15 protein-coding genes and 1 other RNA gene are annotated in these 16,518 nt (G+C 68.1%); 11 read left to right on the top strand and 5 right to left on the bottom strand.

Annotated features, from left to right (window positions below; all coding sequences use genetic code 11):
* Nucleotides 1-50: 50 nt before the first annotated feature.
* Nucleotides 51-148: signal recognition particle sRNA small type (gene ffs / locus AC1DVI_RS12385), an RNA gene on the bottom strand.
* Nucleotides 149-295: 147 nt separating this feature from the next.
* Nucleotides 296-835 (bottom strand): c-type cytochrome, encoded by a 540-nt coding sequence (locus AC1DVI_RS12380; RefSeq protein ID WP_476958216.1) that lies wholly within the window; start codon nt 833-835, stop codon nt 296-298.
* A 249-nt stretch (nt 836-1,084) separates the two neighbouring features.
* On the opposite strand from AC1DVI_RS12380, the gene AC1DVI_RS12375 reads away from it, so the two are divergent.
* Nucleotides 1,085-1,873 carry a 3-deoxy-manno-octulosonate cytidylyltransferase gene (locus AC1DVI_RS12375; protein ID WP_476958288.1) on the top strand — a complete coding sequence of 263 codons (789 nt, stop codon included), beginning with the start codon at nt 1,085-1,087 and terminating at the stop codon, nt 1,871-1,873.
* Between the two features lie 15 nt (nt 1,874-1,888).
* Nucleotides 1,889-2,773, top strand: coding sequence for a prephenate dehydratase (locus tag AC1DVI_RS12370; protein WP_137115037.1), 885 nt, complete (start codon nt 1,889-1,891; stop codon nt 2,771-2,773).
* A 116-nt stretch (nt 2,774-2,889) separates the two neighbouring features.
* Here the strand turns inward: AC1DVI_RS12370 and nudC are convergent, their stop codons facing one another.
* The gene (nudC, locus tag AC1DVI_RS12365) at nt 2,890-3,879 is read right to left on the bottom strand and encodes an NAD(+) diphosphatase (protein WP_476958215.1); all 990 of its coding nucleotides are present in this window, start codon (nt 3,877-3,879) and stop codon (nt 2,890-2,892) included.
* A gap of 109 nt (nt 3,880-3,988) precedes the next feature.
* Here nudC and hisN point away from each other — a divergent pair, with 109 nt between their 5' ends.
* Together hisN and AC1DVI_RS12355 are read left to right on the top strand one after the other, a co-directional pair.
* Nucleotides 3,989-4,771, top strand: coding sequence for a histidinol-phosphatase (gene hisN / locus AC1DVI_RS12360; RefSeq protein WP_476958214.1), 783 nt, complete (start codon nt 3,989-3,991; stop codon nt 4,769-4,771).
* Nucleotides 4,772-4,789: 18 nt separating this feature from the next.
* Nucleotides 4,790-5,317, top strand: a complete 528-nt coding sequence (locus tag AC1DVI_RS12355) for a hypothetical protein (protein ID WP_476958213.1) — start codon at nt 4,790-4,792, stop codon at nt 5,315-5,317.
* Nucleotides 5,318-5,573: 256 nt separating this feature from the next.
* Here AC1DVI_RS12355 and aqpZ read toward each other — a convergent pair whose 3' ends face one another.
* Nucleotides 5,574-6,314: an aquaporin Z gene (aqpZ, locus tag AC1DVI_RS12350; protein WP_476958212.1), complete on the bottom strand. Its 741-nt coding sequence runs from the start codon at nt 6,312-6,314 to the stop codon at nt 5,574-5,576.
* 230 nt (nt 6,315-6,544) lie between these two features.
* Between aqpZ and AC1DVI_RS12345 the strand changes: the two genes are divergently transcribed.
* The 7 genes from AC1DVI_RS12345 (at nt 6,545) to AC1DVI_RS12315 (ending at nt 15,635) form a co-directional block, all read left to right on the top strand.
* Complete coding sequence (locus AC1DVI_RS12345; RefSeq protein ID WP_476958211.1) at nt 6,545-8,356, top strand: extracellular solute-binding protein; 1,812 nt, start codon at nt 6,545-6,547, stop codon at nt 8,354-8,356.
* Nucleotides 8,357-8,369: 13 nt separating this feature from the next.
* Nucleotides 8,370-9,326 (top strand): hypothetical protein, encoded by a 957-nt coding sequence (locus AC1DVI_RS12340; protein ID WP_476958210.1) that lies wholly within the window; start codon nt 8,370-8,372, stop codon nt 9,324-9,326.
* 43 nt (nt 9,327-9,369) lie between these two features.
* Entirely contained in the window at nt 9,370-11,244 is a 1,875-nt protein-coding gene (locus AC1DVI_RS12335; protein ID WP_476958209.1) for an extracellular solute-binding protein, read from the top strand.
* A 32-nt stretch (nt 11,245-11,276) separates the two neighbouring features.
* A complete protein-coding gene (locus AC1DVI_RS12330) occupies nt 11,277-12,386 on the top strand; it encodes a microcin C ABC transporter permease YejB (RefSeq protein ID WP_114861849.1) in 1,110 nt (369 codons plus the stop codon).
* A gap of 160 nt (nt 12,387-12,546) precedes the next feature.
* A complete protein-coding gene (locus tag AC1DVI_RS12325) occupies nt 12,547-13,659 on the top strand; it encodes an ABC transporter permease (RefSeq protein WP_476958208.1) in 1,113 nt (370 codons plus the stop codon).
* Between the two features lie 49 nt (nt 13,660-13,708).
* Nucleotides 13,709-15,346: an ABC transporter ATP-binding protein gene (locus AC1DVI_RS12320; protein WP_476958287.1), complete on the top strand. Its 1,638-nt coding sequence runs from the start codon at nt 13,709-13,711 to the stop codon at nt 15,344-15,346.
* A gap of 67 nt (nt 15,347-15,413) precedes the next feature.
* Nucleotides 15,414-15,635 carry a hypothetical protein gene (locus AC1DVI_RS12315; protein ID WP_476958207.1) on the top strand — a complete coding sequence of 74 codons (222 nt, stop codon included), beginning with the start codon at nt 15,414-15,416 and terminating at the stop codon, nt 15,633-15,635.
* 127 nt (nt 15,636-15,762) lie between these two features.
* On the opposite strand, the gene AC1DVI_RS12310 is transcribed toward AC1DVI_RS12315, so the two are convergent.
* The gene (locus AC1DVI_RS12310; RefSeq protein ID WP_476958206.1) at nt 15,763-16,197 is read right to left on the bottom strand and encodes a DUF983 domain-containing protein; all 435 of its coding nucleotides are present in this window, start codon (nt 16,195-16,197) and stop codon (nt 15,763-15,765) included.
* Nucleotides 16,198-16,518 lie beyond the last annotated feature (321 nt).

Raw genomic sequence — 16,518 nt, 5'->3', positions numbered from 1 at the left:
GGCACGGGGCTGTCGCCGTTTCAATTCGCTGCAGGAATTTATGGGGAAGGGTGGGAGACTGGACGAACGACCCGAGCCGAAACTCGTTACGGCTGCTTCCTTCCGGACCTGACCGGGTTGGCGAGGGACTCGTCCGCCGCCAGCCTCCCGCGCCTTATATCGGCGATAAGGCCGCCCCATGCAAGGCCAATCTGCCGGCTTTCCGTTTGAGGCGGAACGAAAAAGCCCCGCGTCCTGCGGAACGCGGGGCTTTTTCCTTTTTCCCGGATGAGACCGAGGCGCGTTGCTGCGGCAGTTATTGCGGCAGCGGCGCCGGGCTGTCGGAGAGGGAGCGCAGATAGGCGATGATGTTCGCCCGGTCCTGGTCCTTCTTGACGCCGGCGAAGGTCATCTTGGTGCCCGGCGCGTAGGCCTTCGGGTCGTAGAGGAAGTGGTTCAGCTCGTCGTAGTTCCAGGGGCCGGCCTTGCCCTTGATAGCATCGGAATAGGCGAAGCCGTCGATATGACCGTGCGCGGCGCCGACGATGCCGTAGAGGTTCGGGCCGACCTTGTTCGGGCCGCCCTTGTCGAAGCTGTGGCAGGCGGCGCAGGCCTTGGCCGCGGACTGGCCGGCGGCGGCGTCGGCCTTGGCGAGCAGCGGGGCGATCTCGGCGGGGCCGGACGGGGCCGCGCCACCGCTGGGGGCCGGAGCGGCGCCGTCCGGCATGGCCACCACATAGGCGGGTTTCTCAAGCGACTTCGGGTGCACCAGAACTTCCGCGGCGAAGCCGGCCAACATGGCGATCAGACCCGCCAGCAGCACGGCGCCGAAAATCTTGTTCCACTCCATGCTCATAACGTCTTTTTCCCCTTTTTGTCGTGCCGCGGGTCCGTCGCCAGGACTGGCTGGTTCTCCGCCGCACGATAGCGTGACCGCGGCGGCTTGTCACCGCTTCGGCCCCCTCCCTTGCCACAGGAATGTCGGGTTTCCGACTGTTGGCCGTCTGAATATTGGAGTGACACCGCTTGACGCAAAGGGCGATCCATGGTTCACCCGCGCCACCTTTCCGACGCGACAGGGGGCCGTTCCATCATGAACGCCGACATGAACGCCAACGCAGACACCCGGGGCACGGCGAACCCGCCGCCCTCAAACCCAATCGTCGTGATTCCCGCCCGCATGGCCTCCACCCGCCTGCCGGGTAAGCCGCTGGCCGACATCGGCGGGGCGCCGATGATCGTGCAGGTGTGGCGCCGCGCCATGGAGGCGGAGATCGGCCCCGTGGTGGTCGCCTGCGCCGAGCCGCAAATCGCCGCGGCGGTGGAGGCGGCGGGCGGCACCGCCGTGCTGACCCGGCCCGACCACCCCTCGGGCTCCGACCGCATCTTCGAGGCGGTCAGCCTGCTCGATCCGGAGGGGAAATACGACGCGGTGGTGAACGTACAGGGCGATCTGCCGACCATCGAGCCGGCGGTGGTGCGCGCCGCCTTCGCCCCGCTGTCCGACCCGCAGGTGGACATCGCCACGCTGGTGGTCGAGATCACCCGGGAGGAGGAGCGCACCGACCCCAACGTGGTGAAGGCCATCCTGGAGCTGCCGCCCGGCGCCCGGCGGGGCCGCGCCCTCTATTTCAGCCGCGCCACCGCTCCATGGGGCGACGGGCCGCTGTTCCACCACATCGGGCTCTACGCCTACCGCCGCGCCGCGCTGGAGCGCTACGTCCGCCTGCCGCCCTCGGCGCTGGAGCAGCGTGAGCGGTTGGAGCAGCTCCGCGCGCTGGCCTTCGGCATGCGCATCGACGCCGCCGTCGTTGACGCGGTTCCGCTCGGCGTCGATACTCCCGCCGACCTGGAGCGCGCCCGCGCGATCCTCGCCAAGCGCACCTCCCTTTAAAAAGAAGACCAACCGATGACGACCTCGAACGTGATCGCCTTCCAGGGCCTGCCCGGCGCCTATTCGGACCTGTCCTGCCGGACGGTCTTTCCGGAGATGACGACGCTGCCCTGCGCCACGTTCGAGGACGCCTTCGCCGCCGTGCGCGAGGGACGCGCGGCGCTCGCCATGATCCCGGTGGAGAATTCCATCGCCGGGCGCGTGGCCGACAACCACCATCTGCTGCCCGAAGGCGGCCTGCACATCATCGGCGAGCATTTCCAGCGGGTGAACCACCAGCTCCTCGCCCCGAAGGGGGCCACGCTGGCCGGGCTGAAGACAGTGCGCAGCCACATCCAGGCGCTGTCCCAGTGCCGCAACATGACGCGCGAGCTGGGGCTGACGGCGATCTCCCACGCCGACACCGCAGGCGCCGCCGCCGAGATCGCCAAGCTGGGCGACCCGCAGCACGCTGCCATCGCCTCCTCGCTGGCCGCGGACATCTACGGGCTGGACATCCTGAAGGGCGGCATCGAGGACGCGGAGCACAACACCACCCGCTTCCTGATCCTGTCCCGCGAGCCGAAGACCCCGCCGCTGCCCACCGAGGGGACCGGGGCCAAGATCATCACCACCTTCGTCTTCCGCGTGCGCAGCGTGCCGGCGGCCCTCTACAAGGCGCTGGGCGGCTTCGCCACCAACGGCATCAACATGACGAAGCTGGAAAGCTACATGGTCGGCGGGCACTTCACCCAGACCCAGTTCTACGCTGACGTGGAGGGCCATCCCGAGGAGCGTTCCCTGCGCCTGGCACTGGAGGAGCTGGCCTTCTTCGCCCGCGCGGGCGAGGTGAAGATCCTGGGCGTCTACCCCGCCAACCCCTTCCGTTATCAGGAAAGCCAGCGCATCGGCGAGGATTGAGGGATGGGGCGAGCCGCGCTTGCCCCCCCTTCCCACGGCTTCGGCAAGGGAGGGAGCTATCCCCTCCCCTGCGATAGCGGGGGAGGGTTAGGGTGGGGGCACGCGATGCGACGCCCTCACTCCCCCTCGGCGATCCACTCGTCGATCAGGCGGCGGGCGATGCTGTCGGGGCGGGCGAGGCGGAACGTCTCGCTGGGAGTAAAGGTCCGCAGAAACTCGCGGTCGAACCAGTGGGCCGTCTCCAGCTCCTCCAGGTCGGTCTGGATGTCCAGCGTAACCGCCCGGGCGCTGAAGCCCAGCATCAGCGAGGACGGGAAGGGCCAGGGCTGCGACGAGTGGTAGCGGATGTCGGTGACCTCCAGCCCCACCTCCTCCAGCACCTCGCGCTTGACGCTGTCCTCCAGGCTTTCGCCCGGCTCGACGAAGCCGGCCAGCACCGAATGCATGCCTGGCGGGAAGCGGGAGTTGCGGCCCAGCACCATCCGCCCGGCCCCGTCATGGACCAGCATGATCACCGCCGGGTCGGTGCGCGGGAAATGGTGGGTGGCGCAGTCCGGGTTGGTGCAGACGCGCACATGCCCGCCCTCGGCACCCGCCGCGACGGAGCCGCAGACGCCGCAGAAAAGGTGCCGGGCGTTCCACCAGGTGATGCCGCGGGCGTAGGCGCACAGCCCGGCCTCCGTCGCCTCCATTACCGGGCCGACGGCGCGCAGGTCCTCGAAACGGCCGAGCCCGGCCAGGGCGGGATGCTCCTCCGGCGCCTCCAGAGCGGTCAGGTCGACGGTGAAGTGCGGCACGCCGTCCAGCAGGCCGAGGAAAACCGGCTCCACCCCCCAGTCACCACCGCAGGCGACGGCGACCGCGCGAGCCGAGTCGGCGTCGCCGGTCACGAAGTTGCGCGATTTCGCCACGGGCAGCAGGCGCGCCTGCGGCGAGGCCCAGGCGTCTTTCAGCCAGTCCTTGTCCTTGCGGCGCACGGCGGCGCGATCGAGCGGGATGCCGGCATAGGCGTTCGGGCGGGCGGTCGGGCGGTCGGGTGGGGAGGAGCGGTCGTGCATGGCGAAGAGGCTGCCACAAGCCCGCCGGACGGGGAAGCGGCGTCCCACGCAACCCTCCCCTCTTGATGATGGCTCCCGCATTGATGGTTTGCGCCGGGAGAGCAGCCGACTAGGATGCCGCCCTCTTTCCCACCACGCGCGATCCGGCGGAGCGACCATGACCGAACCCTGCCCCACCCCCCTGGTGACCCTGGCGGAGCGTCTGGCCGACGCCTCCGGCCCGGTCATCCGCCAGTATTTCCGCACGCCGGTGGCGGTGGACGACAAGGCCGACGCCTCCCCCGTCACCATCGCCGACCGCGAGGCGGAACGGACCATCCGCGCCATCATCGAGGCCGAACGCCCCGACGACGGCATCTATGGCGAGGAGTTCGGGACGAAGAACCTGGACGCCGAATGGGTGTGGGTGATCGACCCCATCGACGGCACCAAGTCCTTCATCACCGGCCGCCCGATCTTCGGCACGCTGATCGCCCTGCTGCACCGCGGGCGCCCGGTGCTCGGCGTCATCGACCAGCCCATCGTCCGGGACCGCTGGCTGGGCGTCGAGGGGCGCGCCACCCTGTTCAACGGCCAGCCGGCCCGCGTGCGCGATTGCGCCGGGGGGCKGGCCGCGGCGACCCTGGGGACCACCTCGCCCGACCTGTTCCCCGGAGCGGACCAGGACGCCTTCCGCCGGGTGGCGGGGGCGGCCAAGGTGTCGGTCTATGGCGGCGACTGCTACAGCTACGGCCTGCTGGCCGCGGGCTATTACGACCTCGTCGTCGAATCGGGGCTGAAGCTCTACGACTTCGCGGCGCTGGTGCCGGTGGTGACCGGGGCCGGCGGGCTGATGACCGATTGGGACGGGAAACCGCTCGACGCCACCTCCAGCGGACGCGTGGTCGCCGCGGGCGACGCCCGCACCCATCGCGAAACGCTGGCCGCCCTTGCCGGCTGAGACAGGAGGACCACGCCCATGGCAACCATCGCCACGCCCGCCCGCTCCGTCTTCGAGACCTCGCCGGAGAAGCTGCGCCCCTTCCTGCACTCGCTGGCCGGCCGGGTGTCGGGCGGGGCGAACTGGATGGTCCGCAAGAAGACGGTCTGCGACCTGCTGCTGGGGCTGGACGCCTTCTTCGCCCTGCCGGCGGAGGAGCGCCGCGCCCTGATGGGCGCCGGGGACGACGCCTCCAGCCAGGACGGCACCGGACCGGAGGACTTCCGCAACGTCCTGCCGCTCTATGTCGGGGCGATCCTGGAGGGGCTGAAGGAGGAGGCCGTGACGCAGCCGGAGCAGGCGGCGATCTACATGCTGTCCATCCACCCGGAGCACCAGATGGCCGCGGAGGAATGGATGCTGGCCGACCCGCGCAACGGCAAGGCGGTGCGCCGGATGATGCGGTCCGACCGCCGCTACCGTCAGCTCATGGAGCGCATGGCCGACCACTGGAAGAAGGCCCGCGCCGGTCAGGGCAGCAGCGAGACGGCCAGCAGCCCCAGGTAGATGCCGATGAACAGGCCGAGGACGATGCCGTAATCCTCGTCGGTCATCGGGTTGGAATCGGGGTCGAACTGCCGCATGATCTACTCCCAGTGCGTCAACGGATGCCCAGAATAACCGTTGACGCCCGCGAAGTTCCCGCGACAAGGCCGTGACTTCCGCCGGGCGAGGGCGAACATTCCCATAAAAAACGGACCGCGCCGGAGGGGCACGGTCCGCTGAGTCGGGAGGGACCCGAAGGGAAAGGGTCAGAAAGGACTCAGGTAGATGGCCGGGCCTCGCCGGTGATGGCCGGTTTCGGCGGCATCTCCTCGGCCAGCGCGCGGTAGGCCAGCCCGCCGAGCAGCCCACCCACCAGCGGCGCCACCCAGAAGGCCCAGAGCTGCTGCAGCGCCCAGCCGCCGACGACCAGCGCTGGGCCCGTGCTGCGCGCCGGGTTCACCGAGGTGTTGGTGACCGGGATGCTGATGAGGTGGATCAGCGTCAGCGCCAGCCCGATGGCCAGCGGCGCGAAGCCCGCGGGCGCCCGCCGGTCGGTGGAGCCCAGGATGACGATCAGGAACATGAAGGTCAGCACCACCTCGGCCAGCAGGCCGGAGGTGAGGTTGTACGCGCCCGGCGAATGCTCCCCGTACCCGTTGGCGGCCAGTCCCTTGGCGGCCAGCGACCAGTCGGCCTTGCCGGTGGCGATGACGTACAGCACCAGCGCCGCCAGGAAGGCGCCGACCACCTGCGCGATGACGTAGGGCAGGATGTCCTTGGCCGGGAAGCGCCCACCGGCCCACAGCCCCACGGTGACCGCCGGGTTCAGGTGGCAGCCGGAGATGTGGCCGACCGAGTAGGCCATGGTCAGCACCGTCAGGCCGAAGGCCAGGGAGACGCCGGTCAGCCCGATCCCGACCTCCGGGAAAGCGGCGGACAGCACGGCGCTGCCGCAGCCGCCGAACACCAGCCAGAAGGTGCCGAGAAACTCCGCGCTCGTGCGCCGGACCATCGACATGTCACCACCTCGTCAGGCGTCGCCACATTCCTGCCTTTTTTGCGCCCCCGGACGGGCCGGCGCCAGCGGACGGGCGTAAGATACCGTTGCGTACGCGGACTTGACGCGCCGCAAGGCGCGTACATGCTAAGGCTGATCCGCCAAGCCACTTCAGGCCAACCATGTCAGGCCCAACCACATCAGGACCGACGATGCGCCGAGTTCTCGCTGCCGCCCGGACGACTGCCTTCTTGGCCCTCCTCGCATTGTCGGCGCCAATCCAGGCGAACGGGGTCCAGGCGCAGACGGTCACCGTCCCCGCCCTGAAACAGTTCGGCGAGCCGGAGTTCAAGCCGGGCTTCACCCATTTCCCGCACGCCAACCCCGAGGCCCCCAAAGGCGGACAGATCACTCTGGCCGCTCAGGGCAGCTTCGACAGCCTGAACCCTATCATCCTGCGCGGCGTCACCCCGCGCACGCTGGGGCTGATCGCCGATTCGCTGATGGTCGGCTCCGGCTGGGAGATGGACGCCGCCTACGGGGCGCTGGCGGAAAGCGTGGAACTGCCCGACGACAAGAGCTGGGCCGTCTTCCACCTGCGCAAGGACGCGCGCTGGCACGACGGCGTGCCGGTGACCGCCGGGGACGTGGTCTTCGCCTGGGATTCCATCCAGGCGCACGGCAACCCCTTCCTGAAATCCTTCCTCGACCGCGTGGCGACGGTGGAGGCTCTGGACGAGCACCGGCTAAAGATCACCCTGAAGACCACCGGGGAGATGAAGCCGATCATCGACTTCGCCACCAGCATCGCCCCCCAGCCCGAGCATTGGTGGACCGCCAACGGCCGCGACATCGCCAAGACGACGCTGGAGCCGGTGCTGGGCAGCGGCCCCTACCGCATCAAGTCGGTCGATGCGGGCCGCTCCATCACCTACGAGCGGGTGGCCGACTGGTGGGGCCGCGACTTGGCCACGGCGCGCGGCTTCTACAATTTCGACAGCGTGAAGGTCGATTACTACCGCGACGACGACGTGATGTTCGAGGCCTTCAAGGCCGGCGCCTACGATTTCCGCACCGAGAACCGGGCGCAGCGCTGGACCACCGGCTACGACTTCCCAGCCGCCCGCGACGGCCGGGTGAACCGCGTCGAGGTGAAGAGCGACCTGCCGCTGGGCGCCCAGGGCTTCCGCCTGAACACCCGCCGCGCCAAGTTCGCCGACCCGCGGGTGCGCGAGGCGCTGGGCTATCTGTTCGACTTCGAATGGATTCAGAAGAACATCCTGTACGGCCAATATCTCCGCACCACCTCCAACTTCCCCAACTCCGACTTCGGCGCCAAGGGACCGCCGACGCCGGAGGAGCTGGCCCTGCTGGAGCCCTTCCGCGCCCAGCTGCCGGAGCGCGTCTTCACCACCCCCTTCGAGCCGCCGAAGACCGACGGCAGCGGCAACAACCGCAACAACCTGCGCGAGGCGATGCGCCTGTTCCGCGAGGCCGGGTGGGAGCTGAAGAACGGCCGGATGACCAGCGCCAGGACCGGCGAGGTGCTGAGCATCGAGTTCCTCGACGGCACCGGCGCGCTGACCCGCGTGATCCAGCCCTATGTGGAGGCTCTGCGCAAGGCGGGCATCGACGCGGTTCTGCGGGTGGTCGACACCGCTCAGTTCCAGGCGCGCACCGACGAGTTCGACTTCGACGTGGTGGTGGCGAACTTCAACTTCTTCACCCCGCCGGGAACCGAGCTGCGCAGCTATTTCGGCTCCGCCGCCGCCGACGTCCGGGGATCGGCCAACTACGCCGGCATCAAGGAGCCGGCGGCCGACGCGATGATCGAGAAGGCCCTGGCGGCGAAGGATCTGGCGTCGGTCCAGGCGGCGACCCGCGCGCTCGACCGCGTGCTGCTGTGGGGCTTCTACATGGTGCCGCACTGGTACAACCCGGACAACTGGATCGCCTACCGGACGACGCTGGGCTTCCCGGAGAAGACGCCGAAATACGATCTGGGCTTCCGCAACAGCGGCTTCCCCGAGGCGTGGTGGGTGAAGCCGGGCAAGGAAGGCTGAGGGCCGCCGTCCAATGACCCCGGAGACACCCGCCCCTTCACCGGCACCCGACGCCCAGGATCTGTTCGACCGGGAGATCCGGCCGCTGCTGGACCGGCTGGAGCGGCAGCGGACCGGAACCCGCGCCGCCATCGTGCTGCTGGTCTTCGCCGTGATCGGCGGGACGGCGCTCGCCCTGGTGAAGCTGCCCTTCCTCCTGAAGAGCGGGAAGCATGGCGGGAAGCTCTATGGCGCCCTCGCCTTCGCTGTCTTCAGCGCGCCCTTGGTTCTCTTCCGCCGCCGCCGCAAGCGCTTCTTCGTCGCGCTCGTGTTGGCCGCCTGCCGCCACGCCGACCTCACCTACGCGCCCGGCGGCTGCCTGGGCCGGCGCCGGCTGCGCCAGCTGTTCAGCGACCTGAAGCCGCATTCCGCCCGCGCCGAGGACGGTATCACCGGGGTGCGCCGGGGCCTGGCCTTCTGGTTCAACGAGGTCGAACTCCACAAGTTCGCCGGCCCCTTGAAGGGCACCGTCCGGATTTTCCGCGGCTGGCTTCTCTGCATCGACCTGCCGCAGCCGGGGGTTCCGCCGCTGTCCTGCACGCTCACCCTCGGCGCCCGCGGCGGCGAGCCGGTGCTGACCCCGCTGAGCGGCGCGGCGGCGGAGGCCGAACGCCGGTTCCCGCCGGAAATGCGGGCCCTGGCCGCCCGGCTCGCCGCCCTGGCGGGCGCCCGCGAGGTCCGGTTGGCCACCGACGGGCTGCACTTCATCCTGGCGATCGACACCGGGCGCGACCTGTTCGAAGGGATCGCGGCCCTCGACGAGCGGCTGACCCCCGCCCTGTTCGCCCGTTTCCTGGAGGAGCTGGACACGCTGACACGGGTCGTGGACGCGCTTGCCGCGGCGCTTCAGGCGCAAATCGCCGCACCGGTTTCCCAGCCCGCCGCGAGCTTGGACGCCGCCATACCCGTCTCCGCCTTGAATGTGCCATAGACGGACCCCTACCTTACCGGAAACAAAAAGGATCGAGAGGGGCATGAGGAAGACCGGTAAAGCGATCCTCGCCGCGGTCATGTGCCTGTATCTGGCGGAACCCTTCGCCACGGCCCGCGCGCAGACCAACCCGAGCGAAACCGCGGGGCACGCCGTCACGGCCCATGGGACGCCCAAATACGGGCCGGACTTCCAGCATTTCGACTACGTCAACCCCGACGCCCCGAAGGGCGGCGAGATCAAGCTGGCGACCTACGGCAGCTTCGACAGCCTGAACCCTTTCATCCTGCGCGGGTCGACCGCCGCCGGGGCCAGCCTGCCCTTCGACACGCTGACGGTGGAGAGCGGGGACGAGGTGCTGACCCGCTACGGGCTGCTCGCCGAGACGATCACCGTCGCCGAGGACCGGAGCTGGGTGCGCTTCACGCTGCGCCCGCAGGCGCGCTTCCACGACGGCGCCCCGGTCACCGCCGACGACGTGGTGTGGAGCTTCGAGACGCTGCGCGACAAGGGCCACCCGCTCTACCGCACCTACTACGCCGACGTGGTGAAGGCGGAGAAGACGGGGGAACGCGCGGTCACCTTCACCTTCCGCGACGGCGGCAACCCCGAACTGCCGGTCATCATGGGCCAGCTGCCGGTGCTGCCGAAGCATGTGTTCGAAGGAAACGGTTCCGGGGTGCGCGACTTCGCCAGCACCACGCTGGACCCCATCGTCGGCAGTGGCCCCTACCGGATCGTCGAGGTGCAGCCCGGCCGCTCGCTCGTCTTCGAGCGGGTGACCGACTGGTGGGCCAAGGACCTGCCGGTCAACCGCGGGCGCTACAACTTCGACCGCATCCGCTTCGACTATTACCGCGACCTCGACGTGGTGTTCGAAGCCTTCAAGGCCGGGGCCATCGATTTCCGGGTGGAGCATTCGTCGAAGAACTGGGTGACCGGCTACGACGTGCCCGCGGTCCGCGACGGCCACATCGTCCGCGAGGAGATCAAGCACCAGGACCCGCAGGGCATGCAGGCCTTCGTCTTCAACAGCCGCCGCCCGGTCTTCGCCGACCGCAAGGTGCGCGAGGCGCTGAATCACCTGTTCGATTACGAATGGACGCGGGCGAACCTGTCCTACGGCCTGTTCCAACGCACCAAGAGCTTCTTCTCCAACTCCGAACTGGCCTCCACCGGCCTGCCCTCTCCGGAGGAACTGGCGCTTCTGGAGCCGTTCCGCGGCAAGCTGCCGGAGGAGGTCTTCACCAAGCCCTTCGCGCCGCCGCAGACCGACGGGTCGGGCAACATCCGCCCGAACCTGCGCACGGCGCTCGCCCTGCTGAAAGAGGCCGGGTGGGAGCTGAAGGGCAACAAGCTGCTGAACGCGAAGACCGGCGAGCCGATGCGCTTCGAGATCCTGCTGGTGCAGCCGGACATGGACCGCATCGTCCAGCCCTTCGTCCGCAACCTGGAGCGCGCCGGGATCGAGGCGGCCATCCGCGTGGTGGACACCGCCCAGTACCAGAATCGGATCGACCGCTACGACTTCGACATGGTCATCCAGCGCATCCTGCAATCGACCTCGCCCGGCAACGAGCAGCGCGACTACTGGCAGGCTGCCCGCGCCGACCAGCCGGGCAGCCGCAATCTGGCCGGCATCAAGGACCCGGTGGTGGACGCGCTGATCGACCGGGTGATCCAGGCCCCCGACCGCGAGAGCCTGGTCACCGCGACCCGCGCGCTGGACCGCGTGCTGCTGTGGGGCTGGTACGTCATCCCGCAATGGCACGACGACGTGCGGCGCGTCGCCTATTGGAACCGTTTCTCCCATCCGGCGGTTGCGCCCAAATACGGCTTGGCCTTCACCGACACCTGGTGGGTCGATCCCGAAAAGAACGCGAAGCTCGCCAACACGGCCCGCCGCGCGGCTCCCTGAGACGGTTGGATTAAGAAAGGCGAACCCGCGCGATGCTGGCCTACATCATCCGCCGTCTGCTGCTGATCATCCCGACCCTGTTCGGGATCATGGTCATCAATTTCCTGATCGTGCAGATCGCCCCCGGCGGTCCCATCGAGCAGATGATCGCCCGCGTCCAGGGCACCGCGGTGGAGGCGACCGCCCGCATCGGCGGCACCGGCGGCGGCGAGACCGGCGGCCCGGCGGCGCAGCAGGCCCAGGGCGGCGACACCGGCAGCCGCTACCGCGGCGCCCAGGGGCTCGACCCGGAATTCATCAAGCAGCTTGAGAAGGAATTCGGCTTCGACAAGCCGTTGCACGAGCGCTTCATCCACATGATGTCGAACTACCTGATGTTCGACTTCGGCAAGAGCTACTTCCGCGACCGCAGCGTCGTCGATCTGGTGATCGAGAAGATGCCGGTGTCGATCTCGCTGGGCATCTGGACGACGCTGATCGTCTATCTGGTGTCGATCCCGCTGGGCATCGCCAAGGCGGTGCGCGACGGCCAGCCCTTCGACGTCTGGACCTCCGGCGTGGTCATCGTCGGCTACGCCATCCCCAGCTTCCTGTTCGCCGTGCTGCTGATCGTCGTCTTCGCCGGCGGGCGCTATTTTGACCTGTTCCCGCTGAGGGGGCTGGTCTCGGACAACTGGGCGAGCCTGCCCTGGTGGCAACAGATCCTCGACTATGCGTGGCACATGGTGCTGCCTGTGCTGTCCATGGTGATCGGCGGCTTCGCCGGGCTGACCATGCTGACCAAGAACTCCTTCCTGGAGGAGATCAACAAGCAGTATGTCGTGACCGCCCGCGCCAAGGGGCTGGCGGAGCGGCGGGTGCTCTACGGCCACATCTTCCGCAACGCCATGCTGATCGTCATCGCCGGCTTCCCCGGCGCCTTCATCGGCATCCTGTTCACCGGCGCCCTGCTGATCGAGGTGATCTTCTCGCTGGACGGGCTGGGGCTGCTGGGCTTCGAGGCGGCGATCAACCGCGACTATCCGGTGATGTTCGGCACGCTGTACTTCTTCACGCTGCTGGGGCTCATCATGAACCTCGTCGGCGACGTGACCTACGTCGCCGTCGATCCCCGCATCGACTTCGAAGCGCGGAGGGTGTGATGGCGAGCTTTGCGATCTTGACGCATGCTCCCTCTCCCCTCTGGGGAGAGGGTTGGGGTGAGGGGGGTGCGCTTTTGCCGTACGCACCGTCACGCGCAATCCCCTCACCCTCCCCTCTCCCCAGAGGGGAGAGGGCAAATGCCCGCCGGAGGGCGCGCCCATGACCGGCGACCGCTTCCTCGGCCTGCGCGTCACGCCGCTCACCCGGCGGCGGCTGGCGAATTTCCGGGCGAACCGGCGGGGCTTCTGGTCCTTCTGGATCTTCCTGGTGCTGTTCACCCTGTCGCTGGGTGCGGAGTTCATCGCGAACGACCGCCCGCTGCTCATCAAGTACGACAACGCGCTCTACTGGCCCGTCTTCACCGCCTATCCGGAAACCACCTTCGGCGGCGAGTTCGAGACGGAGACCGATTACCGCGACCCCTATGTGCGCCAGTTGATCGAGGAGAAGGGCTGGATCGTTTGGCCGCCGATCCCCTACGGCTACCGCACCATCAACTACAACCTGCCGGTCCCCGCCCCGGCCCCGCCGTCCGCCGACAATTGGCTGGGCACCGACGACCAGGGGCGCGACGTGACGGCGCGGCTGATCTACGGCTTCCGCATCTCGGTGCTGTTCGGGCTGGTGCTGACCGCCTTCTCCTCCGTCGTCGGCATCATGGCGGGGGCGGTGCAGGGCTACTTCGGCGGCATCACCGACCTGCTGTTCCAGCGCTTCATCGAAATCTGGCAGGGCCTGCCCACCCTGTTCCTGCTCATCATCCTGTCCAGCGTGGTGACGCCGAACTTCTGGTGGCTGCTCGGGCTGTTGCTGCTGTTCTCCTGGACCTCGCTGGTCCATGTGGTGCGGGCGGAGTTCCTGCGGGCGCGCAACTTCGACTATGTGCGGGCGGCCCGCGCGCTGGGCGCCACCGACGCGACGATCATGGTGCGCCACGTGCTGCCCAACGCCATGGTGGCGACGCTGACCTTCCTGCCCTTCATCCTGAACGGCTCCATCACCACCCTGACGGCGCTCGACTTCCTGGGCTTCGGCCTGCCCCCCGGCTCCCCCTCGCTGGGCGAGCTGCTGGCCCAGGGCAAGGCGAACCTCCAGGCGCCCTGGCTGGGCCTGACCGCCTTCTTCGTGCTGGCGATCATGCTGAGCCTGCTGATCTTCATCGGCGAGGCGGTGCGCGACGCCTTCGACCCGCGCAAGACCATCGGCCAGCTCTCCACCGCCACCGGAACCGCCAACGAGGCGGCGGCGGTGGCGCAGAAGGCCGCGGAATGATGCCCCTGACGACCACCAGCCCAAGAAGGCGGAACCGCCCATGACCGACATGACGACCAATGGGACCGACGATCTCCTCCAGGTCCGCAACCTCCATGTCGAGTTCCGTTCCGGCGGCGGGGCGATGCACGCGGTGAAGGGCGTGTCCTTCGACATCGCCAAGGGGGAGACCCTGGCGCTGGTCGGCGAGTCCGGGTCGGGCAAGTCGGTCACCGCCCTGTCGATCCTGCAACTGCTGCCCTACCCCATGGCCCGCCACCCGCATGGCTCCATCCGCTTCCGCGGGACCGAGCTGGTGGGGGCGGAGGAGAAGGTGCTGCGCGACGTGCGCGGCGACCGCATCGCCATGATCTTCCAGGAGCCGATGACCTCGCTGAACCCGCTGCACAGCATCGAGCGGCAGATCAACGAGACGTTGTTCTTGCACAAGGGCCTGTCCCGCGCCGCCGCGCGCAAGCGCACGCTGGAGCTGCTGCGGCTGGTCGGGCTGCCCAACCCGGAAAAGCGGCTGAACGCCTACCCGCACGAGCTGTCGGGGGGCCAGCGCCAGCGCGTGATGATCGCCATGGCGCTCGCCAACGAGCCCGACCTGCTGATCGCCGACGAGCCGACCACCGCGCTGGACGTCACCATCCAGGCGCAGATCCTGGAGCTGCTCAAGGACCTCCAGCGCCGCTTCGGCATGGCGCTGCTGCTCATCACCCACGACCTAGGCGTGGTGCGCAAGATGGCCGACCGGGTCTGCGTGATGAACCAGGGCGAAATCGTCGAGCAGGCCGACGTCGCCGACATCTTCGCCCGCCCGCAGCACCCCTACACCCGCAAGCTCCTGGCCGCGGAGCCGAAGGGCGACCCGCTGACCCCGCCCGCCGACGCGCCGGAGATCATGGCCGCCGACAACCTGAAGGTCTGGTTCCCCATCAAGAAGGGCCTGCTGCGCCGCACCGTCGATCACGTCCGCGCCGTGGACGGCGTGTCGGTCAACGTGCGGCAGGGGCACACGGTCGGGGTGGTCGGCGAGTCCGGCTCCGGCAAGACGACGTTGGGGCTGGCCCTGCTGCGCCTGCACGCCAGCGAGGGGGCGATCCGCTTCGACGGCAAGGACATCCAGGGCTGGCAGGCGAAGAAGCTGCGCGGGCTGCGGCGGGAGATGCAGGTGGTCTTCCAGGACCCCTACGGCAGCCTGTCGCCCCGCCTGTCGGTCGGCCAGATCATCGGCGAGGGGCTGACCATCCACGGCATCGGCTCCGGCGCCGAACGCGACGCCATGGTGGCGAAGGCGCTGGAGGAGGTGGGGCTCGACGCGTCCAGCCGCCACCGCTACCCGCACGAGTTCTCCGGCGGCCAGCGCCAGCGCATCGCCATCGCCCGCGCCCTGGTGCTGAAGCCGAAATTCGTCGTCCTGGACGAGCCGACCAGCGCGCTCGACATGTCGGTGCAGGCGCAGATCGTCGACCTGCTGCGCGACATCCAGGCGCGCAACAACCTCGCCTACCTCTTCATCAGCCACGACCTGCGGGTGGTGCGGGCGCTCAGCAGCCACGTCATCGTCATGAAGGACGGCAAGGTCGTGGAGCAGGGCCCCACCCGCCGCATTTTCGAGGAGCCGCGGGAAGAGTACACCCGCGCCCTGCTCGCCGCCGCGCTGAACCTGGAAGCCGTCAAGTCCGACGCCGTGCGGATGTAGCACAATCGCATTCAATATCCCCTCTCCCCTCTGGGGAGAGGGTTAGGTCCTGTCTGACGGCCCTGTGATGACGGTCATTTCCGTCTGTTTGTTGCTGATCAGCAGCCGGGAGGGCGCGGAATCCGGCGGCATGAGTTCAGCCCGGCACAAGGGGGAGTTGATCGCGGATCTGATGCCGCTGGCGTCCTCGCAAGGCGACGGCCGTTGTGTTCGGCGGGCGCTTACGATCCGTTGGTTTCGTTATTCTTCTTCGCTTTATCCTTCTTCGCTTGATCGTGATGCCACTTGATGGCGAAGAACATGCCCGTTCCTAACACGATAATCTTGAATGGAAAGAATACCAAAGGGAACCAGTCGTACATTTTGAACATCTCCAGGCTATGACACTATCTATCGTCAAGGAAACCTGACGGCAATCAGGTCGAGCGCGAGACTTTGTCTGCGGGCGAGGCCACAGGCGGCTGGGTTGGCGCGGCTGTAACGAAACGGGCTTCCTCAGCCTTGTAAAAGTCCTGGCTGGCCACCAGCCAACCCTTCAACGGCCGCAAGGGCGGAACACAGGTCAGCAACAGGAACGGCAAGGTCGTGACGAGGTGCACCCAGTAAGGGGGCTCAAACTTTGCCTCGATCCAGAGCGCCAGGATGACCGTGGGAATGGAGACGAAGCAGATGACGAAGAAGGCGGGGCCGTCAGCCGGATCGGCGTAGGAGTGGTCCAGACCACAGACCTCGCAGTGGGAGCGCAGCTTCAGGAAGCCGCTGAACAGATGACCCTGGCCACAGCGTGGGCAGCGACCACGCACGCCGGTGCTGAAAGGGGGAAGAGGCGGCCACTCCTGTTCGGATGACATCGCGTGTTCCTTCGGGAGGCAAGCAATGCCTGCATGCAATGCGTGATCGTATGCTCCACAGGGACCGAAAATGTCAACTTGAATGCATTCAATACGCCATAGAAATTCATACAACCATGGGAGATATGGCAGGTGTCTCGGCCAAAATGTCCGCCACTTGCCGCGATGCCTCGCGCAGACCCTAGCGGTCCTTCGGAGCGCCGAGCGCGACATGGACAACCTCCGGCGGCGTTGACACGGCACAGGCATCGCTGCCGACGATACCAATCCCCGTCCCACGCAGGCGTATGACGAATTCACCGCGAATCCACGCGCCAAGTC

It is taken from the genome of Azospirillum sp. P4_B5, from assembly GCF_056402275.1.
This window is presented reverse-complemented; position numbering and strand designations above follow the sequence as displayed.